This window comes from Caballeronia mineralivorans PML1(12), assembly GCF_001028175.1.
GTDB classification, from domain to species: Bacteria; Pseudomonadota; Gammaproteobacteria; order Burkholderiales; family Burkholderiaceae; genus Caballeronia; species Caballeronia mineralivorans.
In genome coordinates, this window is the sequence record NZ_AEJF01000024.1 from 39533 (window position 1) to 59709 (window position 20177).

A 20177-nucleotide genomic window follows, 5' to 3' on the forward strand; every position below is an offset into this window, starting at 1 on the left:
CATCGCCTGAGATTTTTACCAACGGGCGCTTAAATCAAGCAGCCGCCCCGGCAAAATTCATCAGTCTGCTTGCTTGCGCAAGAACGCCGGAATGTCGTACGTGTCCACGCCCTTTTCCTGCAGCGCCTGCACGTGCGAAGCCGCCGTTTCCCGCGACGAACGCCACACAGCCGGCGTATCCAGCGCGCCGTAGTCCGTGCCGTTCGATTGCTGCGGCGCGTAGCTATGCTGTGCGTGTGCAACCGGCGCATTGTCCGTGCCCGTGCGCAGCAGGGTCATCGGTGCAGCTTGTTGCTTCTTAGCCGCACGGCCGAGGCCCGTTGCTACCACCGTCACGCGCAATGCATCGCCCATGGCGTCGTCATAGACCGCGCCGAAGATCACGGTCGCGTCTTCTGCTGCGTACGACTTGATCGTGTTCATTACTTCGCGCGTTTCCGACAGACGCAGCGAACGGCTCGACGTGATGTTCACCAGCACACCGCGCGCGCCCGACAGATCCACGCCTTCCAGCAGCGGACTTGCGACCGCCTGCTCAGCAGCGAGGCGCGCGCGATCGACGCCGGCCACGGTCGCCGTGCCCATCATCGCCTTGCCTTGCTCGCCCATCACCGTCTTCACGTCTTCGAAGTCGACGTTGACCAGCCCGTCGACGTTGATGATTTCCGCAATGCCGGCAACAGCGTTGTTCAATACGTCGTCAGCGCACTGGAAGCACTTATCCATCTCAGCGTCATCGCCCATCACCTCGAACAGCTTGTCGTTCAGAACGACGATCAGCGAGTCGACGTGATCCTCCAGTTGCTGCGATCCCGCTTCAGCCACGCGCATGCGGCGGCCGCCTTCAAACTCGAACGGCTTGCTGACCACGCCCACCGTCAAGATACCCATTTCCTTCGCGATCTGAGCCACGACCGGCGCTGCGCCCGTACCCGTGCCGCCACCCATGCCTGCAGTGATGAACACCATGTGCGCGCCGCGCAGTGCATCGGCGATACGCTCACGCGCATCTTCCGCTGCGGCCTTGCCCATGTCCGGCTTGGCGCCTGCTCCCAGCCCCGTGTTGCCCAACTGGATCACCGAGGTGGCACGCGAACGCGCGAGCGCCTGCGCATCCGTGTTCATCACGATGAAGTCCACGCCCTGAACCCCGCGGTTGATCATGTGCTGCACCGCGTTACCGCCAGCACCACCAACACCAACGACCTTGATGATCGTTCCGTTGGTTTCCGTTTCCAGCATTTCGAAATCCATATTGCCTCCGTCAAGAATGAAAATCGGCGTTATTCGGCAAGAGATCGGGCAACCTCTTGTCGCGCGCCAGCCGCCGGCACCAGCGCGAATTCTGTGTTCAGAAATTTCCCAGGAACCAATCTTTCATGCGTCCCAAAACCTGTCCCATCGAACCGGACTGCACAGCAACCTTGCGCCCGCGCATGCGTTGCGAACGGCCTTCGACGAGCAAACCCATCGCTGTGGAATAACGCGGATTGCGAACCACATCTGCCAGACCGCCCGCGTATTCGGGCACGCCGATACGCACCGGCTTCAGGAAGATGTCTTCGCCGAGTTCGACCATGCCGGGCATCATCGATGCGCCGCCGGTGAGCACCACGCCGCTGCTCAGCAATTCTTCGTAGCCCGACTCGCGCACGACCTGCTGCACGAGCGAGAACAACTCTTCAACGCGCGGTTCGACCACAGCCGCCAGCGCTTGGCGCGACAGCGTGCGCGGACCGCGCTCGCCGAGTCCCGGCACTTCGATCATTTCGTCCGGATCAGCCAGCGCCTGCTTCGCGATCCCGTAGCTCACCTTGATATCTTCAGCATCGGGCGTCGGCGTGCGCAGCGCCATCGCGACGTCGCTCGTGATCTGATCGCCGGCGATAGGAATCACCGCCGTATGACGGATCGCGCCTTCGCTGAAGATCGCGATATCGGTCGTCCCGCCACCGATATCGACGAGCACCACGCCGAGTTCCTTCTCGTCCTCCGTCAGCACCGCCAGCGACGAAGCCAGCGGCTGCAAGATCAGGTCGTTCACTTCGAGTCCGCAACGGCGCACGCACTTCACGATGTTCTGCGCCGCACTCACCGCGCCCGTCACGATATGCACCTTCACTTCCAGCCGGATGCCGCTCATGCCGATCGGCTCGCGCACATCTTCCTGGCCGTCGATGATGAATTCCTGCGTCAGGATGTGCAGCACCTGCTGATCGGTCGGAATGTTGATTGCCTTGGCCGTTTCGATCACGCGCGCCACATCGGTCTGCGTGACTTCCTTGTCCTTGATGGCAACCATGCCGCTCGAATTGAAGCTTCGAATGTGGCTGCCGGCGATGCCGGTGAACACATTCGTGATCTTGCAATCGGCCATCAGTTCGGCTTCTTCGAGCGCGCGCTGGATTGACTGGACGGTCGCCTCGATGTTGACGACAACGCCCTTCTTCAATCCCTTCGAGTCGCTCTGGCCGAGCCCGATCACCTCGTAGTGGCCCTCGCCTTTCAACTCGGCGACGATAGCCACCACCTTCGACGTCCCGATGTCGAGGGCGACCAGCAAGTCTTTGTAGTCTTTGCTCATAGCGTGCTCATTGCCTGTGATGTCTGCTTACTTCTTCACTTTGTCGGTGTCGCTGATGAAGCGCATGCCTGCGGCCTTGATTGCAAAGCCGTTCGGATAGCGCAAATCCGCGTATTCGATGTCATTCCCCCACCGCCCCGTCACCGACGACCACGCCGCCACGAACCGTCGGCTGCGATCGAACAACGTGTCCTGATTGCGCTCGCGCCCCAATTCGATCTGCGTACCGTTCGAAAGCTTCACTGTCCACGCATATCGCGGCGACAAGATGACTTCTTCCGGATGCGCATCCAGCGGCGCGAACCACTTCGTGAAATCCCGGTACCGTTGCACCACTTCTTTCGCCGATCCATCCGGCCCTTCGAACGCGGGCAGGTCGTCGTCGAGTTCACCCTGGTTCGCCGTGAACAGGTCGCCGTCCACGCTCACCAGTTGATCCGTGCCCCACGTGCCGAGCGGCTTGAACTCCTCCAGCGTCACCGCCAGCGCATTCGGCCACACGCGCCGCACGCTCGCGTGACGCACCCACGGCATCTGTTCGAACGCAGTGCGTGCCGCGTCGAGATCGACGGTGAAGTAGTTGCCCTTCAAATGGCCTACGACGCTCGCGCGCACGGTCGGCGAATTGATGTGCGACGTGTCACCGTCAATCTGGATCTCGCGCAAACGGAACTCCGGCCGCTGGATCGCCCAGTAACCGGCGGCCCCAAGCAGCACGAACACGAGCAATACGTGCAGTGCGTTGGCCGTGAGGTTCATCTGGCGAGCGTTGTTCCACATGTTCGGTTTCGTCTACGTCGGTTCAGTCTTGCAATGTCAACGACAACACCTTCACCACGAGATCCTTGTAGCTGATCCCGACTGCACGCGCCGCTTTTGGCGGCAGCGAGTGGTCCGTCATGCCCGGCGCGGTGTTCACTTCCAAAAAGTACGGATTGCCGTCGCCGTCCATCATGAAATCGGCGCGGCCCCAATCGGTGCAGCCGAGCACATCGAACGCGCGGCGCGAGAGCTGCTTCATGCGCGCTTCGTCGGCGGGCGTGAGGCCGCAGGGAATCGGGTACTGCGTGTCGTCGGCGATGTACTTCGCGTTGTAGTCGTAGAACTCGCCGGCCGGCACGATCTTGATGATCGGCAAGTCCAGGTCGCCCGCGATACAGCACGTGTATTCACCGCCACCTTCAATGCTCTTCTCGACCAGCACGATCTTGTCGAACTTCGCCGCTTCGATCAGCGCAGGCACCAGCATGTCGGCGCTCTTCACCTTGATCACCGCAACGCTCGATCCTTCGCTCGCCGGCTTCACGAACAGCGGCAAACCGAGCGTCGCAACAATCTTCTGCGTCGCAGCTTCGTAGTCATCGCCGCGCATCACGACTTCGAACGGCGGCGTCGGCACGCCGGTCTGTTGCCATACGAGCTTCGTGCGGAATTTATCGAGGCCAAGAGCCGAACCGAGCACACCGCTGCCGGTGTACTTGATGCCGTAGAAATCGAGCGCACCCTGCAACTGGCCGTTCTCGCCATACCCGCCATGCAACGCGATAAACACGCGCGCAAAACCTTCCGACTTCAACTCGGCCAGCGGCCGTTCTGCCGGATCGAACGGATGCGCGTCGATGCCTGCATCGCGTAGTCCCTGCAGCACGAGGCGCCCCGAATTCAGCGATACCTCGCGCTCGGCAGTTTCCCCGCCCAGCAGCACCGCCACTTTGCCAAATAGCTTGGGGTCGATTGCGTTACTCGTCGGGTTACTCGTCATTTCGAAGCCTTTGCATCCTGAACTTGCGTCGTCAGCCGAGCGCATACGCCGCCGATAGAACCGGCGCCCATCGTTATCACTACATCGCCGTTGCGTGCCAGCGTGGCAATCGCGTCCGGCATCTCATCAACCATTTCCACAAACACCGGTTCCACTTTTCCCGCCACACGAAGTGCGCGAGCTAAAGCGCGGCCATCGGCGGCGACGATCGGCGCTTCGCCTGCCGCGTAGACTTCGGTGAGCACGAGGGCGTCGACGGTGGACAGCACGCGCACGAAGTCTTCGAAGCAATCGCGCGTGCGGGTGTATCGATGCGGCTGGAACGCGAGCACGAGACGCCGGCCCGGAAATGCACCGCGCGCCGCCGCGACCGTCGCGGCCATTTCCACCGGGTGATGACCGTAGTCATCGATCAACGTGTACGCACCGCCTTCGGCCGCTTTCACCTTCACTTCACCGTAGCGCTGAAAACGCCGGCCTACGCCCGTGAATTCTTGCAGTGCCCTTTGGATATCGGCATCGGCAACTTCAAGTTCAGTCGCAATTGCAATCGCGGCCAAAGCGTTCTGCACGTTGTGCGTGCCCGGCAAATTCAACACGATGTCCAAAGGCGTCGCGTCTTCACGCAGCGTCGTGAAATGCATCTTGCCGTCGCGTGCTTCCACGTTCACCGCGCGCACTTGCGCTTCGGCGCCGAGGCCGTACCGGATGATCGGCTTCGACACGAACGGCAGGATTTCACGCACGTTCGGATCGTCCACGCACAGCACCGCGATGCCATAGAACGGCAGCCGATGCGTGAATTCGATGAACGCCTGCTTCAGCCGCGCAAAGTCGTGGCCGTAGGTGTCCATGTGATCGGCATCGATGTTCGTGATGACTTCGATCACTGGAAACAGGTTCAGGAACGACGCATCGGATTCGTCGGCTTCAGCCACGATGAAATCGCCCGTGCCGAGTCGCGCATTCGCGCCTGCGCTGATCAATCGGCCTCCGATCACGAAGGTCGGGTCGAGCCCGCCTGCAGCCAGGACGCTTGCCACCAGCGACGTGGTCGTGGTCTTGCCATGCGTGCCGGCAATCGCGATACCTTGCTTCAAGCGCATCAGTTCCGCGAGCATCACGGCACGCGGCACGATCGGAATCCGGCGATGACGCGCGGCGAGCACTTCGGGGTTATCGGAGCGCACGGCGGTGGACACGACCACGGCGTTCGCGCCGTCGATATTTTCTTCACGATGCCCGATCGCCACGCGTGCACCCAGCGTGATGAGTCGATCGGTCACGCCGTTGCTGGACAGATCCGAGCCGCTGACCTGATAGCCGAGGTTGAGCAACACCTCCGCGATGCCGCTCATCCCCGCGCCGCCGATGCCGACAAAGTGAATGTGTTTAACGATATGTTTCATGGCTAGATTTCCCTCGGCACTTGTATCAGCGCGCTCAAGCCGGCTACATCGGCGCAGACCCGGCCGACGCGTTCAGTTGCGTCGGGTTTCGCCAGGGCGCGAGCTTTCTCCGCCATAGCGGCAAGCGTCTCGCGGGTCTGATCGCGCAACCAGCCGGCAAGCTTTTCCGCCGACAAATCGCGCTGCTGTATCAAGTGGGCCGCGCCTTTATTAGCAAGGAACGCGGCGTTGGTGGTCTGGTGGTCATCGACAGCAAACGGGAACGGCACGAACAACGCGGCCACGCCAACGGCCGCTATCTCCGATACGGTCATCGCACCCGAGCGGCAGATCACGAGATCGGCGGCGGCGTAGGCGTTCGCCATATCGTCGATGAAAGGCACCAGTTGAACGTCGTCATCAACCGACAAACCCGCCGCCGCGTAATTCGCCTTCAACGCATCAATATGCTTCGCGCCCGCCTGATGCACGACGCGCGGACGCAGCGCCGGATCGAGCAACGCGAGCGCTTTCGGTACGGTTTCATTCAAAGCGGCTGCGCCCAGACTACCCCCGACGACCAGAACATTAAGACGCGCTTCAGGGCCCACATTACGCGCGGCGTAGCGTTCTTTGGGTGGCAGAGCCTCCGCAAGTTCCGCACGAATCGGATTTCCGGTCCATTCAGCATTCGGCAACGCATTCGGGAATGCGACAAGCACGCGTTTGGCCACATGCGCGAGTACCTTGTTCGCCAGTCCTGCTATCGAATTCTGTTCGTGCAGCACGAGCGGTGTACCGCTCAGCTTCGACATCAATCCCGCCGGAAACGTGATGTATCCGCCCATGCCGAGCACCACGTCCGGCTTCACGCTGCGCAGCGCGCGTAGGCTTTGCGAACATGCACGCAGCAGGTTCACGGGCAGCATCAGCTTGGTCTTGAGACCCTTGCCGCGCACGCCGCCGAAGCGCACATATTCCATCGCGATGCCGTGCTTCGGCACGAGCGTCGCTTCCATGCCCGACGCATTGCCGAGCCACACCACACGCCAGCCGCGCGCCTGCATCCAGTGAGCGACCGCGAGCCCCGGGAACACGTGTCCCCCGGTGCCGCCGGCCATCACCATCAGCGTGCCTGCGCGAGATGACGTCGAAACCGTCATACCTTGCCTCCGCGCATGAGCACCCGGTTTTCATAGTCCACGCGCATCAGCACAGCGAGTGCGACGCAGTTCAGCAAGATGCCCGAACCGCCATAGCTCACCAGCGGCAACGTCAGGCCTTTGGTCGGCAGCAGGCCGAGGTTCACGCCCATATTGATGAAGGTCTGCGCGCCGAACCAGAGGCCAATGCCCTTCGCCATTAAACCGGCAAACGTGCGATCGAGCGCAAGCGCCTGACGGCCGATTTCGAACGCGCGCCGCACGATCCAGTAGAACAGCAGGATCACGACGATCACACCGACAAACCCGAGCTCTTCGCCGATCACCGCGAGGATGAAGTCGGTATGCGCTTCGGGCAGATAGTTGAGCTTCTCGACACTGCCGCCCAGGCCCACGCCGAACCATTCGCCGCGGCCGAACGCGATCAGCGAATGAGTCAACTGATACGCCTTGCCTTGTGCATAACGGTCGTCCCACGGATCGAGGTAAGCGAAGATCCGTTCACGACGCCAGGGCGACGCCCACACGAGCAACGCGAACGTACCCACGGCGGTAGCGACCAGGCCGCCGAACAACTTGGCGTTCACGCCGCCGAGGAACAGCACGCCCATCGCGATGCACGCGATCACCATGAACGCGCCCATGTCCGGCTCGAGCAGCAGCAACGCGCCGACGAACCCGACGGCGACGGCCATCGGTAAAAAGCCCCGGCCGATGCTATGCATGAACTCTTGTTTGCGCACCGTGTAGTTGGCCGCGTAGATGGTCACGGCGAGTTTCATGATTTCCGACGGCTGCATGTTCGTGATGCCGAGCGGGATCCAGCGGCGCGCGCCGTTCACGCCCTTGCCGATGTGCGGAATCAGCACGATCACCAACAGGAACAGCGAGAACAGGAAGAACTTCGGCGCGTATTTATCCCACGTGGAAACCGGAATCTTGAACGCGATGATCGAGGCCACGACGGCCGTTGCTATCGATACGAGATGGCGCACCAGGAAGAAGTAGTCGTGGTATTGCGCATACTTCGGCGAATCCGGCATCGCGATCGAGGCCGAATACACCATCACGATACCGAGCCCGAGCAACGCGATGGTGACCCACAGCAGCGAGTAGTCGTAGTCGAGCATGCGCGAACGGGCCGGCGTCACGCCGTTGACCGCGCTCGAAATGCCGCTCGCCCGTTCTGCCACGCGCGCACCGATGCCGCCTAAACCGCCCACACCCGCTGTGCGCGATGTGCGGCCGCCGAGCGAGGCGCTGTCGTTGGCAACGGCGTTGCGTTGTCCGGTTAGCTTGGAGCCAAAACGTTCGGACCAGCTCATAGCATCACTCCCCGTTCTGCCGCAATGTCTGCCACCGCTTGCCGGAATACATCCGCGCGATGTGCGTAGTTCTTGAACATGTCGAAGCTCGCGCAGGCCGGCGAAAGCAACACGGCGTCGCCGGGTTGCGCCAGTTGCGCGGCGGCGCGCGTCGCGGCTTCGAGCGTCGCGTGGTCGTGCAGCGGCACGTCTGTTTCGGCCAGCGATTCACGGATGCGCGGCGCATCGCGGCCGATCAGCATCACCGCCCGGCACCAGCGCGCGACGGGCGCGGCGAGCGGTGAAAAATCCTGGCCCTTGCCGTCGCCGCCAGCGATCAGCACCGTCTTCTGCGCCAAGCCATCCAACGCCGCGACCGTTGCGCCGACGTTCGTGCCTTTGCTGTCATCGACGAAATCGATGCCTTCTATTTGCGCGATCACTTCCACGCGATGCGGCTCGCCCTTGTACTCGCGCAAGCCATGCAGCAGCGACGCCAGCGGCAAACCGATCGCACGCGCCAGGGCCAAAGCAGCCAGCGCATTCGCCGCGTTATGCAGGCCGCGAACGCGCAGTGCATCCACGGGCATCAGGCGTTTCGGATACACGTTCGGTTCGGCGGCAACGCCGCTTTTGCGGCGACGTGTGGGCGCGGGTTCATCGCTGAGATCGCGGTCGTTGCCTTGCGCCAGCCACGCGATGCCGTTTTCACGCAGCAAGCCGTAATCGCCCAAGCGCGCCGGTTCGTCCAGGCCAAACGTCACCACCAACGCGGCATTTCCCGATGCCAGCGCCATGGTCCGCGCGTCGTCACGATTCAGCACACGCACAGTCTGCTCGCCGAAGATGCGGCCCTTCGCGGCAGCGTACGCGTCGAGGCCGCCATGCCAGTCCAGATGATCCTGCGTAATGTTGAGCACTGCAGCAGCGTCGGGCGCGAACGAGTGCGCCGTCTCAAGCTGGAAGCTCGACAACTCCAGCACCCAGACATCGGGCAGCGCGGTGTTGTCGATTGCTTCACTTAACTTGTCCAGCATCGCCGGGCTGATGTTTCCCGCCATCGCCACGGTCTTGCCGGCACGTTGGCACAACAACCCGGTGAGCGCGGTCGTCGTGGTCTTGCCGTTGGTGCCCGTGATTGCGATCACCTTCGGCGCATAGCCGTTCGCGCCAAGCGACTTCAACGCTTGCGCGAACCATTCCAGCTCGCCCCACACAGGGACGCCGCGTTCCCGCGCGGCGTCGAGGAGCGGCCTCACATCGTCAGCCAGAGGCGACAGTCCCGGGCTGATTGCAACAATCTCCACACCGCCATCGAGCAGCGCCGGCGTGAATTCACCGCCGACAAACTCCGCATCGATGCCATGCGCAGCGAGTTCCGACAGGTTCGGCGGCGTGGCGCGGGTATCGGCCACGCGCAGACGGCACCCGTGACGCGCGCACCAACGCGTCATCGCGAGGCCGGATTCACCGAGCCCCAGCACAAGCACCATCGGACTTTGCCGATCGAAGAACTTCTCGCCAAACATCGCTTTACCTTTTTCCCGACCAACTAAAAATCAACGCAGCTTCAGCGTCGACAAACCGAACAGACACAACATCAGCGTGATGATCCAGAAGCGCACGACCACCTGCGTTTCCTTCCATCCCGACAACTCGAAATGGTGATGCAGCGGCGCCATCTTGAAGATGCGCCGCCCTTCGCCGAAGCGTTTTTTCGTGTACTTGAAATAGCTGACCTGCATCATCACGGAGAGCGTTTCCGCGACGAACACGCCGCCCATGATGAACAGCACGACTTCCTGCCGCACGATCACCGCGATGGTCCCGAGCGCACCGCCGAGCGCGAGCGCGCCCACATCGCCCATGAAGACTTGCGCGGGGTGCGTGTTGTACCAGAGAAACGCGAGGCCCGCGCCCCCCATTGCAGAACAAAAGATCAATAACTCACCCGCACCGGGAATATGCGGGAACAACAGGTATTTCGAGTACACCGAGCTACCCATCACATAGGCAAATGCGCCGAGCGATGCGCCCACCAGCACGACCGGCATGATGACGAGACCGTCGAGGCCATCGGTGAGATTCACCGCGTTGCTCGAACCGACGATCACCAGATACGTCATCGCGATGAAACCCCACGTACCAAGCGGATAACTGATCGATTTGAGGAACGGCAGCATCAGGTCGGCACGCGCGGGCAAGCCCATCGACAAGCCACTTCGCACCCATGCCATGAACAGGTCGAACACGCGCGCGTTGTTCGCCTCGGACACGCTGAACGCGAGATACACGGCGGCGAACAAACCGATCACCGATTGCCAGAAGTACTTTTCCCGCGACGACATTCCGCGCGGGTCCTTGTGCACGACCTTCCGGTAGTCATCGACCCAACCAATCACGCCGTAACCGAACGTGACAAGCATCACAATCCAGACGAAGCGATTGGTCAGATCAGCCCAGAGCAAGGTGGAAAACGCGATGCCCAACAGGATCAGCACGCCGCCCATGGTCGGCGTGCCGGACTTCACCAAATGCGTTTGCGGGCCGTTCGTACGCACGGCCTGACCGACTTTCAGCGAAGTCAGTTTGCGAATCACCCACGGACCGCTGACGAGACCGACGAACAACGCCGTGATCGTCGCGCCGACTGCGCGGAACGTGAGGTAGGTAAACACGCGCAGAAAACTGGCGTCATTCTGAAGCCATTGCGCGAGTGCGAGTAGCATGCTGGTCCTTCTTCTTCAGTGCGCAGCAGGCGTAGCGCCCGCTGCGGGTTGGTGTGGACTCGTCACGGCGTCCACCACGCGCTCCATCTGCATGAAGCGCGAGCCTTTCACGAGAAACGTGGCGTCGGGTCCGAAGCCGGCGCCGGTGAGTGCTGCAATGAGTGAGGTGATATCGGTGAAATGCTGGCCTGCTCCGAATGCTTTGCTGGAATCAATGCTGGCGTCGCCGAGTGCGTAGAGCGCGTCGATGCCCCGTTGCGCCGCATACGCCCCCACCTCTCGATGAAACGCCGCGCCCTGGTCACCGACTTCGCCCATGTCGCCCATCACAAGCACGCGCGGCGACGGTTGCGATGCCAGCACGTCAATCGCCGCGCGCATGGAATCGGGATTCGAGTTGTACGTATCGTCGATAACCGTCGCGCCTTCGAGCGGCTTCAACACCGCGCGCTTCACTTGCAGGCGGCCTTTCACCGGCTCGAAGGCTTCGAGTCCGCGCTTGATGGCATCGAGTGAAACATTGGCCGCGAGCGCCGCTGCGGTTGCCGCCAACGCGTTGCGCACGTTGTGTTCACCCAGCACCTGCAACGCGACTTCCAGCGATCCTTCCGGTGTATTGATCTTCACGCGCGTGCCATCAAGCGTGCCGGTCACTGCCGCTGCGACTTCCGAAGCGTCTGTGTGCAGCGCGAAATCCAGAATCGGATTGCCCGTTGCGGCGACGCGCCAGATGCTGGCGTATTTGTCGTCGGCGGGGAAAACGGCCGTGCCATTCGCGGCGAGCGAATGAATCACCGACGCATGTTCCAGCGCGACCGCTTCCACCGTCGCCATGAATTCCTGATGCTCGCGCTGCGCGTTGTTGACGACAGCAACCGTCGGCGCGGCAATCTTGCCGAGCGTTTCGGTTTCGCCCGGATGATTCATGCCGAGCTCGATCACCGCGAGCTTGTGCGTTTCGTTCAGACGAAACAGCGTCAACGGCAAGCCGATGTCGTTATTGAAGTTGCCCGCCGTCGCCAGCCGCGCGCTTTCACCGACAGCCGCCGCGAAAATCGACGCGATCATTTCCTTGACCGTCGTTTTGCCATTGCTGCCGGTCACGGCCACCAAGGGCAACGTGAAGCGTTTGCGCCAGCCATGCGCCAACGCGCCCAACGCAACGCGCGTGTCCTTGACCTTGATCGCGGGCACGTGAAAATCGTCCGGCGTGCGCGTTACCAGCGCCGCCGCGATGCCGCGCTGCGCCACTTGCGGCAGGAAATTGTGGGCATCGAAACGATCGCCCTTGATCGCGATAAACAGATCGCCCGGACCCGCCGTACGGCTATCCGTCGATACGCGATCAAACGCGACGTTTTCATCGCCGATAACGATCGCGCCTGGAATCTCCAACGCAGCTTCGCGCAGTGTGAAGAGCGTCATTCGCCACCTCCGCGTGCTTGCGTGGCGCGAGCGGCAAGCGCCAGACGCGCGTGATCCTGATCGGAGAATGCGCGTTTTTTACCCATGATTTCCTGTGTGGCTTCGTGGCCCTTGCCGGCCAGCACGACCACGTCCTCGCGCGCCGCCGTGCGGATCGCCTGGAGGATCGCGCTCGCGCGGTCTTCTATGCGACGCGCTTTCGACGCATCCTGGAAGCCTGCGGCAACCTGATCGATGATTGCGAGCGGATCTTCACTGCGCGGGTTGTCGCTGGTAATCACAATGTGATCCGCGTTCTTCTCCGCGATAGCACCCATTAGCGGACGCTTGGTCGCATCGCGATCGCCGCCACAACCGAACATGCAGATCAGTTGACCGCCGCGCGCTTCGGCGATCGGCCGAAGTGCTTCCAGCGTTTTCTCGAGCGCGTCAGGCGTATGCGCGTAATCAATCACCACCAGTGGCTCGTCATTCTGCAAACGGCCACCGAGGCGTTGCATCCGGCCGTTCACGGGTTCGAGTTTCGCGATCTGTGCGAGCGCGGCATCGAGCGGAATCTGCGCCGCCAGCAACGCGCCCAGCACGCCGAGCAGATTGCTCACGTTGAATGCGCCGAGCGTGGCGACCTCCACGTCGGCGTCGCCCCAATCGGAACTCAAATGGAACGCCGTTCCCGTCGCGGTCGCGCGCACGCGGCTGGCAAGCAGCAACGCGTCTGCTTTCACGTTCGCGGACTGCGACGCGCTTTCCATGCCATACGCAATCGTTCGCGTTCGACCGTGACACGATGCAATCAGCCGCTGACCGGCTGCATCGTCACGATTGATGACTGCCGCCTTCAACGCCGGCCACGCGAACAGCTTCGCCTTCGCCGCTTCATAGGCGGCGAACGTGCCGTGATAGTCGAGATGATCCTGCGTGAGGTTAGTGAAAATGGCGATGTCGAACTTCGTGCCATTCACGCGCCCCTGATGCAGCGCATGCGACGACACCTCCATCGCAACGCCCTTCGCGCCGTCGGCCTTGAATTGGGCAAACGTGCGTTGCAGTTGGGGCGCATCCGGCGTCGTAAAACCGGAATGCACGAGCTTGCCCGGCATGCCGCTGCCCAGCGTGCCGATCACCGCGCACGGCGTACCCAACGCCGAGAGCGCCGTGGCGAGCCATTGGCTGCACGACGTCTTGCCGTTCGTTCCGGTCACGCCCACGACCAGTATGGAGTCGGTCGGTTCGCCGTACCACGCCGATGCAATTGGCCCAGCCAGTTCGTTAAGCGCTTTGACCGCAAACGCACTCGACGCATCCGGCTTGCCCGCAAAATTTTCCGGCTGATACAGCACGGCAGCGGCGCCTCTTTCGAACGCGGCATCGATGAACGCACGGCTATCCGCCCCATCCACGGCGTAGGCAAAAAACACGTCACCGGGTTTTAGCGAGCGCGAGTCGGCGTGCAATTGCGCGCTGGCATCAACGTGCGCACGCAACCACGCGAGCGCTTTCGCGATTTGCGCCTGCTGCTTGACCAAGCCCAAGCCGCTCATCGAACGACTCCCGGGTGATTTTTCAAATTCGTCGATACCTTCAGCTTCTTCGGCGGATTCGTGTTCGTATTCGTCGCGTCCGGCTTCTTGATGTCGGTGGCGGGCGTGCCGGAAGCGGGGTCGTCGGACACCACCATCTGCTTCACCGCCATGTCGGGCGGAACGTTCAGCGAACGCAACGTGTCACCGGCGATCGCCGAGAACACCGGACCCGACACCTGGCCGCCAAAGTGGCTGCCGGCTGTCGGTTCGTCGACGGAAACGGCCACCACGATGCGCGGATTCGGCATCGGCCCCATGCCGACGAACGACGCGCGATACTTCGATTTATCGTAGCCGCGGCCAGCGTGCTTGTACGCCGTACCCGACTTGCCGCCCACGCGATACCCCGGCACGGCCGCATCCGGCGACGTGCCGCCCTTCGCCGTCACCGTTTCGAGCATGGCGCGCACTTCACGCGCGGTGGTCGGTGCAAACACTTGCGGACCGGTCACAGGCGCATCGCCCGGCGTGCGGAAAATGGACACCGGCAACACTTGCCCGTCGTGCGCGATAGCGGTGTATGCACGCGCCAACTGGAACAGCGACGCCGACAGGCCATAGCCATACGACATGGTCGCCTGTTCGATACGGCGCCAGCTTTTCCACGGCCGCAACCGGCCGGACACCGCGCCCGGGAACCCGACCTTCGGCGCTTGCCCAAGCCCGATGCTCGTATACATGTTCCACATCTCTTCGGGACGCAACTGCATCGCGATCTTGGTTGCTCCGATGTTGCTCGACTTCTGGATCACGCCGCCCACGGTGAGCGTGCCGAAACCGGAGTCGTCGGTGATGCGCGCGCCGTCGAGGACAAACTGGCCGTTACCCGTTTCCACCAGCGTATTCGGCGTCACACGATGCAAATCGAGCGCCAGCGATACTGTGAACGGTTTCATGATCGAGCCCGGCTCGAACGTGTCCGTCATGATCCGGTTGCGCAACTGCTCGCCGGTCATACGCGAGCGGTCGTTCGGGTTGTAGGTCGGATAGTTGACAAGCGCGAGCACTTCCCCGGTCTGCACGTCGATCACGATCGCCGCGCCCGCCTTGGCTTTGAACTTCTCCACGGCCGCTTTCAGGTTCGTGTACGCGATGTACTGGATCTTGCTGTCGATCGACAACTCCACGTCGTCACCGTTATGCGGCACGACTTGCTCGTCCACGTCCTCGACGATGTGCCCCATCCGGTCCTTGATCACACGGCGCATGCCCGGCGTTCCGGCAAGAATGCCCTGATCGCCGAGTTCCACGCCTTCCTGCCCCTTGTCTTCAATATTAGTAAAACCGATCAGATGCGCAGTGATCTCGCCTTCCGGATAGAAGCGCTTGTATTCACCGCGCGAATAAATGCCGGGGATATCCAGAGCCGTGACTTTCTGCGCGACTTCCATGGGCACTTGGCGCTTCACATAGACAAAGGTCTTGTCCATCGAGAGCTTCGCGCGCAATTCCTTCGGCGACATATCGAGCAGCGCGGCGAGCTGGCCGAGCTTGTCGGCGCCGAGATCGTCCGGAACGGCTTCTGGAATAGCCCAGATCGCCTTGACGGGCAGACTGGTCGCAAGCACCAAGCCGTTGCGGTCCTTGATCTGGCCACGCGTGGCCGGCAATTCGAGCGTGCGCTGATAGCGGCTTTCGCCCTGCTTCTTGAAGAACGCGTTGCCCGGGCCCTGGATCCAGAACGCACGTCCGGCAAGCGCAACGAACGCCATGAACAGCATGAACACGACGAGCTTCGAGCGCCACATGGGGAGGCGCACCGAGAGAATGGGGTTGGGCGTGAAGGCGACGCCTTTGTTTTTCTTTGGCGACGGTTTCATCGTTTCACCCCGCGTGCGGGAGGAGCCGACGCCGGAACGGGCGCAGGCAGCGGTGCGTCCGTGGCCTTCGACGTCGCCGGGTCATAGTTCAGATATTGCGTACGGCCCGTCGTGACGGGCTGCATCTTCAGGGACGTAGTAGCCAACTGCTCGATACGCGAGGTTTTCGACAACGCGCTCTGCTGATATTGAAGCTGCGAAAAATCCTGCTGCAACTGACGCTCTTGCGACTGCGCCCGCTGCACATCGATAAAAATCTGCCGTTGCTTGTTCGAGGCGCTCACCGCGGACAGCGCGCAGCCGAGTACGACGATCAGCAGGAAGATGTTGAGACGGTTCATGGCGGCGTCTGCCCGGTGACACGCTCGGCAATCCGCATCACTGCGGAACGCGCGCGCGGGTTCGCCGCGACTTCAGCGTCAGACGCAAACACACGGCCAAGCAGCTTGAGCGGCGGGCTGGGCAGATCGGCGGCACGAATCGGCAGGCGGCGGTCGATCGCAGGCCCGCTTGCGTGGGCCTGCATGAAACGCTTGACGATCCGGTCCTCGAGCGAATGAAAGCTGATCACGACCAGCCGCCCCCCTTGCTCCAACAACGCCAATGCTGCGTCCAGAACTACTTGCAGCTCCGCAAGCTCTTGATTGATGTGAATCCGTATAGCCTGAAAGGTGCGAGTTGCCGGGTCCTTGCCCTTCTCACGGGTTTTGACGACGTGACCCACGATTTGGGCAAGCTCGCCCGTGCTGACGAGAGGCCCAAGACGGTCGGACTCTGCCCGGCGAGCAACAAGCGCCTTTGCAATCTGAAAAGCAAACCGTTCTTCCCCATAATCTTTAATCACCTCCGTCAGTTCCTGCACCGTTGCCCGCGCCAGCCATTCCGCAGCAGATTCGCCACGGCTCGGGTCCATCCGCATGTCGAGTGGGCCATCGGCCCGGAAGCTGAAGCCGCGATCCGGGTCGTCCACTTGCGGTGACGACACCCCCAGATCCAGCAGCACGCCCGACACTTTCCCAACTCCTCGCTCGGCAGCGGCATCGGCTAACGAGGCGAAACTCTCATGCACGATCGAAAATCTCGAATCCTGAATCTGTGCAGCCGTGGCGATAGCCAACGGGTCTTTGTCGAAGGCAATCAGGCGGCCGGCTTCCCCCAACTTCGTCAGGATCAGACGGCTATGGCCGCCGCGCCCGAACGTCCCATCTATATAAGTACCGTCCACGCGCGTAACCAGCGCATCGACCGCTTCGTCCAGCAGCACCGTGCGATGCTGCAACTCGTTTTTCATCGCAGGGGCCATGTCTTTAGCGCCGCGTCAAAACGTGAAATTCTTCAGCGCGTCGGGCATGCCCTGCGCCATTGCCGCTTTTTCCTTCTCCGCGTAAGTCGCCGCGTCCCACAATTCGAGGTAATTACCCATGCCGAGCAGCGTCACTTCCTTTTCCAGCGATCCAGCCGAACGCAGTTCCGGCGATACCAGCACGCGTCCCGCGCTGTCGATGTCAATATCCATGGCGTTGCCGAGATAAATCCGGCGCCACCACAGGGCATCCATAGGGAGTGCAGCGATTTTCGAGCGGAAGATTTCCCACTCCGGGCGAGGAAAGAGCAACAGGCATCCATCCGGGCTCTTCGTGAGCGTCACCCGGCCTTCTGCCTGTCCTTGCAGCGCTTCCCGATAGCGAGACGGGACCGACATCCGTCCTTTCGCATCGAGCGACAGCGCCGAAGCCCCCTGGAACACTCGCCCTCTCCTCTTCACGACGCGCACATGCGTCACGACTTTGTTGGAATATGCCTGAAAGTGGTCTCTGAATCACACAAAAATACACTTTCTCACACCATTTCCCACTGTAGAGGAAGGCATTTCCCCGGTCAATACGATCTGGCATTTTTTGACTAAATTTGTTTGCTAGAACAATGACTTAGCGCAGACCGCTAAAGTAGGACGAAATTTCGAAAAGCGTTATGAATGAATGACGTAGTGACGAAAGTGAAGGTAGTACGTGAAATGACGGGGAAAGACTAGAGGATGGTTTCGTTCTGCGAGGGCAGACCGGAGGGGATTACGGGTCAGATTGAACACAGAAACCAGGCGAAGAGTGAAACCGCATCTCGCTGGATCAGCGAGATGCGTGACTGATTAAATATAGTACGCCGTGCGGGTCATGACCTTCGACGTCGCGCGCATCAGCGCTCGCACTGGAAACGGCAGTTCGATGCCGCCCGCGTTGACCGCCGCGACTGCATGCGCGGCTTCATCGACGCGCATTTGTTCGACGATCGCGCGCGATGCGTGGTCGTTCGCAGGCAGACTCGTCATGTGGCTATTCAGGTGCTTCTCGACCTGACGCTCGGTTTCCGCCATGAAACCGAGACTGACGCGGTCGCCGAATCTTCCCGCGACAAACCCCAGCGCCAACGACCCCGTGTACCACAGCGGATTGAGCAGGCTCGGCCGTGAGTCGAGGTCGCGCAACCGTTGTGTTGTCCACGCGAGATGGTCTTCTTCCTCACGCGCCGCTTCCTCGAAGCCGCGTTTCAACGTCGCCGACTTGGTCGCGAGTTTTTGCGCCTGATACAGCGCTTGCGCGCACACCTCGCCGACGTGATTCACGCGCATCAACGCCGCCGAATGCGCTTTTTCCTCTACGGTCAGCGCCGTATCCGCAGGTTCGACTGGCGTCGCTGCATCGTCTGCGTGAATCGTTTGCGGCGCCGGTATCGGACGCGACATCCGCGATACGCCGGTCATCGACCGTAGTCCACGATCGAACTCAGAGATCAGTTCATCGAGTGTCATTTCATAACTCCTGTTTCGATCTCCTGAGCGATTTTGCATCGGACGAAGGTCGATCAACCAACAAATTACGTACTCTTTAAAACGTGTAATTAGGGCAAGTACGGGTCGCAAATATGCCCGAAAACCCGATTTTACCGCATGTTGCGTAAACGTCACACGCAGGAAACACAGGGACGGCTTTTCCTTTGTCGCCAAAAGTCTCTTTGTTACATTACGTTCAACTTCAATTTTGAAGTACCCGGCGGGGACGTCAACACACTGGCGCTAAGAACAGTGACCTTGCCAAACAGTTTCAACACTTTGGAGATCATTAATGAAAAAGTCGCTTCTCGCTCTGGCTGCGTTAGGTACATTCGCAGGTGCCGCGCATGCTCAGAGCAGCGTGACGCTGTACGGTATCGTCGATGCAGGTTTCGTTTACAACAACAACTCGGGTGGCCAAAAGCTGTACTCGACGAGCGCCGGCAACCTGCAAGGCGATCGTTGGGGCCTGCGTGGCACGGAAGATCTGGGCGGTGGCCTGAAGGCGCTGTTCGTGTTGGAAAACGGCTTTAACGTGTTCACCGGCAAGCTGAATCAAGGCGGCGACGAATTCGGCCGTCAAGCTTACGTCGGTCTGTCGAGCCAGTACGGTACGGTCACCCTCGGTCGTCAATACGACTCCGTGGTCGACTACACCGGCGCACTCGAAGTCGGTAGCCAGTGGGGCACGTTCTACGGCGCGCACCCGGGCGACCTGGACAACATGAACAACTCGAATCGGGTAAACAACTCGATCAAGTACACAAGCACCAACTACAGCGGTATCACGTTCGGCGGCTTGTACAGCCTGGGCGGTGTTGCAGGTCAATTCAACCGCAACCAGATCTTCTCGGGCGGTCTTGGCTATGCGCAAGGTCCGTTGACTTTGGGTGCGGCTTACTTGAACGTCAAGAACCCGAACTACTCGTTCTTCGGCAATAACTCGAGCTCGTCGACGACGGCAACGAACATGAGCGCCTCGCAAGTGTTCTCGGGCTTCGCAACGGCCAAGACGCAGCAAGTCATTTCGGCCGGTGGTGCTTACACGTTCGGCCCGGCCACCGTCGGCGCAACGTACAGCAACACGCAGTTCAAGGATCTTGGACAGACCGCCGTCGCAGGGGCGCGGACCGTCTCGGGCAGCGCCAAGTTCCACAACGCCGAACTCAACTTCAAGTATCAGTTGACCCCGGCGTTGCTGCTCGGCGCAGCGTACGACTACACGAAGGCATATAGCGTCGCCAACGAAAAGATCCATCAAGGTGTCTTGGGCGCGGACTACTTCCTGTCGAAGCGCACCGACTTCTACATCGACGCCATCTATCAACACGCATCGGGCACGAACTCGCTTGGCACCACGGCTACGGCGCAGATCAACGGCCTGTCGGCTTCGTCGACGTCGAACCAAGTCGCAGCGATCGTTGGTATCCGTCACAAGTTCTAATAAGTCGTAATAAAACCAGTTGTCTTGAAAGGCGCCTTCGGGCGCCTTTTTTTCGTCCTGATGCTGCTCGAATGCATCCTGTCCCAGTGCACTCACGAAAAAAAGCCTCCGCGTCTTGCGATACGAAGGCCTGCTGTTTCGTTTGCTT

The 20177-nt window shown here is 61.1% G+C and carries 17 protein-coding genes; 1 reads left to right on the plus strand and 16 read right to left on the minus strand.

The genetic code is table 11. From position 1 onward, the window contains the following. Positions 1 to 60: 60 nt before the first annotated feature. From ftsZ to coq7, 16 genes are all read right to left on the minus strand, one after another. Complete coding sequence (gene ftsZ, locus EOS_RS03910) at positions 61 to 1254, minus strand: cell division protein FtsZ (protein WP_047845296.1); 1194 nt, start codon at positions 1252 to 1254, stop codon at positions 61 to 63. A 97-nt stretch (positions 1255 to 1351) separates the two neighbouring features. After that, entirely contained in the window at positions 1352 to 2584 is a 1233-nt protein-coding gene (gene ftsA, locus EOS_RS03915) for a cell division protein FtsA (protein ID WP_031360698.1), read from the minus strand. Between the two features lie 27 nt (positions 2585 to 2611). Next, the gene (locus EOS_RS03920) at positions 2612 to 3364 is read right to left on the minus strand and encodes a cell division protein FtsQ/DivIB (protein ID WP_047845297.1); all 753 of its coding nucleotides are present in this window, start codon (positions 3362 to 3364) and stop codon (positions 2612 to 2614) included. A gap of 22 nt (positions 3365 to 3386) precedes the next feature. After that, positions 3387 to 4346, minus strand: a complete 960-nt coding sequence (locus EOS_RS03925; protein WP_047845298.1) for a D-alanine--D-alanine ligase — start codon at positions 4344 to 4346, stop codon at positions 3387 to 3389. Continuing rightward, positions 4343 to 5755, minus strand: a complete 1413-nt coding sequence (gene murC, locus EOS_RS03930) for a UDP-N-acetylmuramate--L-alanine ligase (RefSeq protein WP_047845299.1) — start codon at positions 5753 to 5755, stop codon at positions 4343 to 4345. The genes EOS_RS03925 and murC overlap by 4 nt, the downstream gene beginning before the upstream one ends. A 2-nt stretch (positions 5756 to 5757) precedes the next feature. Then, entirely contained in the window at positions 5758 to 6897 is a 1140-nt protein-coding gene (gene murG / locus EOS_RS03935) for an undecaprenyldiphospho-muramoylpentapeptide beta-N-acetylglucosaminyltransferase (protein ID WP_047845300.1), read from the minus strand. Further along, on the minus strand, positions 6894 to 8222 hold the full coding sequence (gene ftsW, locus EOS_RS03940) for a putative lipid II flippase FtsW (protein WP_047845301.1): 1329 nt from the start codon (positions 8220 to 8222) through the stop codon (positions 6894 to 6896). The genes murG and ftsW overlap by 4 nt, the downstream gene beginning before the upstream one ends. Next, positions 8219 to 9730: a UDP-N-acetylmuramoyl-L-alanine--D-glutamate ligase gene (gene murD, locus EOS_RS03945; RefSeq protein WP_047845302.1), complete on the minus strand. Its 1512-nt coding sequence runs from the start codon at positions 9728 to 9730 to the stop codon at positions 8219 to 8221. The genes ftsW and murD overlap by 4 nt, the downstream gene beginning before the upstream one ends. Positions 9731 to 9760: 30 nt before the next feature. Further along, positions 9761 to 10930, minus strand: a complete 1170-nt coding sequence (gene mraY / locus EOS_RS03950) for a phospho-N-acetylmuramoyl-pentapeptide-transferase (protein WP_047845303.1) — start codon at positions 10928 to 10930, stop codon at positions 9761 to 9763. Positions 10931 to 10945: 15 nt separating this feature from the next. Then, positions 10946 to 12355: a UDP-N-acetylmuramoyl-tripeptide--D-alanyl-D-alanine ligase gene (locus tag EOS_RS03955; protein ID WP_047845304.1), complete on the minus strand. Its 1410-nt coding sequence runs from the start codon at positions 12353 to 12355 to the stop codon at positions 10946 to 10948. After that, positions 12352 to 13896: a UDP-N-acetylmuramoyl-L-alanyl-D-glutamate--2,6-diaminopimelate ligase gene (locus tag EOS_RS03960; RefSeq protein ID WP_047845305.1), complete on the minus strand. Its 1545-nt coding sequence runs from the start codon at positions 13894 to 13896 to the stop codon at positions 12352 to 12354. The genes EOS_RS03955 and EOS_RS03960 overlap by 4 nt, the downstream gene beginning before the upstream one ends. Continuing rightward, entirely contained in the window at positions 13893 to 15758 is a 1866-nt protein-coding gene (locus EOS_RS03965) for a peptidoglycan D,D-transpeptidase FtsI family protein (protein ID WP_047845306.1), read from the minus strand. The genes EOS_RS03960 and EOS_RS03965 overlap by 4 nt, the downstream gene beginning before the upstream one ends. Then, entirely contained in the window at positions 15755 to 16099 is a 345-nt protein-coding gene (gene ftsL, locus EOS_RS03970; protein WP_047845307.1) for a cell division protein FtsL, read from the minus strand. The genes EOS_RS03965 and ftsL overlap by 4 nt, the downstream gene beginning before the upstream one ends. Continuing rightward, positions 16096 to 17061: a 16S rRNA (cytosine(1402)-N(4))-methyltransferase RsmH gene (gene rsmH, locus EOS_RS03975; RefSeq protein ID WP_047845308.1), complete on the minus strand. Its 966-nt coding sequence runs from the start codon at positions 17059 to 17061 to the stop codon at positions 16096 to 16098. Before rsmH ends, ftsL begins: the two co-directional genes overlap by 4 nt. A gap of 15 nt (positions 17062 to 17076) precedes the next feature. Next, a complete protein-coding gene (gene mraZ, locus EOS_RS03980; RefSeq protein ID WP_047845309.1) occupies positions 17077 to 17505 on the minus strand; it encodes a division/cell wall cluster transcriptional repressor MraZ in 429 nt (142 codons plus the stop codon). A 399-nt stretch (positions 17506 to 17904) separates the two neighbouring features. Then, positions 17905 to 18564, minus strand: coding sequence for a 2-polyprenyl-3-methyl-6-methoxy-1,4-benzoquinone monooxygenase (coq7, locus tag EOS_RS03985; protein WP_047845310.1), 660 nt, complete (start codon positions 18562 to 18564; stop codon positions 17905 to 17907). A gap of 313 nt (positions 18565 to 18877) precedes the next feature. Here coq7 and EOS_RS03990 point away from each other — a divergent pair, with 313 nt between their 5' ends. After that, positions 18878 to 20029 carry a porin gene (locus tag EOS_RS03990; RefSeq protein ID WP_047845311.1) on the plus strand — a complete coding sequence of 384 codons (1152 nt, stop codon included), beginning with the start codon at positions 18878 to 18880 and terminating at the stop codon, positions 20027 to 20029. The last annotated feature ends 148 nt before the right edge of the window (positions 20030 to 20177 follow it).

Excerpts from the sequence above, each read along its gene's own strand:
- ftsZ (WP_047845296.1), bottom strand. The coding sequence starts at position 1,254 with ATGGATTTCGAAATGCTGGAAACGGAAACCAACGGAACGATCATCAAG.
- ftsA (WP_031360698.1), bottom strand. The coding sequence starts at position 2,584 with ATGAGCAAAGACTACAAAGACTTGCTGGTCGCCCTCGACATCGGGACG.
- EOS_RS03920 (WP_047845297.1), bottom strand. The coding sequence starts at position 3,364 with ATGTGGAACAACGCTCGCCAGATGAACCTCACGGCCAACGCACTGCAC.
- EOS_RS03925 (WP_047845298.1), bottom strand. The coding sequence starts at position 4,346 with ATGACGAGTAACCCGACGAGTAACGCAATCGACCCCAAGCTATTTGGC.
- murC (WP_047845299.1), bottom strand. The coding sequence starts at position 5,755 with ATGAAACATATCGTTAAACACATTCACTTTGTCGGCATCGGCGGCGCG.
- murG (WP_047845300.1), bottom strand. The coding sequence starts at position 6,897 with ATGACGGTTTCGACGTCATCTCGCGCAGGCACGCTGATGGTGATGGCC.
- ftsW (WP_047845301.1), bottom strand. The coding sequence starts at position 8,222 with ATGAGCTGGTCCGAACGTTTTGGCTCCAAGCTAACCGGACAACGCAAC.
- murD (WP_047845302.1), bottom strand. The coding sequence starts at position 9,730 with ATGTTTGGCGAGAAGTTCTTCGATCGGCAAAGTCCGATGGTGCTTGTG.
- mraY (WP_047845303.1), bottom strand. The coding sequence starts at position 10,930 with ATGCTACTCGCACTCGCGCAATGGCTTCAGAATGACGCCAGTTTTCTG.
- EOS_RS03955 (WP_047845304.1), bottom strand. The coding sequence starts at position 12,355 with ATGACGCTCTTCACACTGCGCGAAGCTGCGTTGGAGATTCCAGGCGCG.
- EOS_RS03960 (WP_047845305.1), bottom strand. The coding sequence starts at position 13,896 with ATGAGCGGCTTGGGCTTGGTCAAGCAGCAGGCGCAAATCGCGAAAGCG.
- EOS_RS03965 (WP_047845306.1), bottom strand. The coding sequence starts at position 15,758 with ATGAAACCGTCGCCAAAGAAAAACAAAGGCGTCGCCTTCACGCCCAAC.
- ftsL (WP_047845307.1), bottom strand. The coding sequence starts at position 16,099 with ATGAACCGTCTCAACATCTTCCTGCTGATCGTCGTACTCGGCTGCGCG.
- rsmH (WP_047845308.1), bottom strand. The coding sequence starts at position 17,061 with ATGGCCCCTGCGATGAAAAACGAGTTGCAGCATCGCACGGTGCTGCTG.
- coq7 (WP_047845310.1), bottom strand. The coding sequence starts at position 18,564 with ATGACACTCGATGAACTGATCTCTGAGTTCGATCGTGGACTACGGTCG.
- EOS_RS03990 (WP_047845311.1), top strand. The coding sequence starts at position 18,878 with ATGAAAAAGTCGCTTCTCGCTCTGGCTGCGTTAGGTACATTCGCAGGT.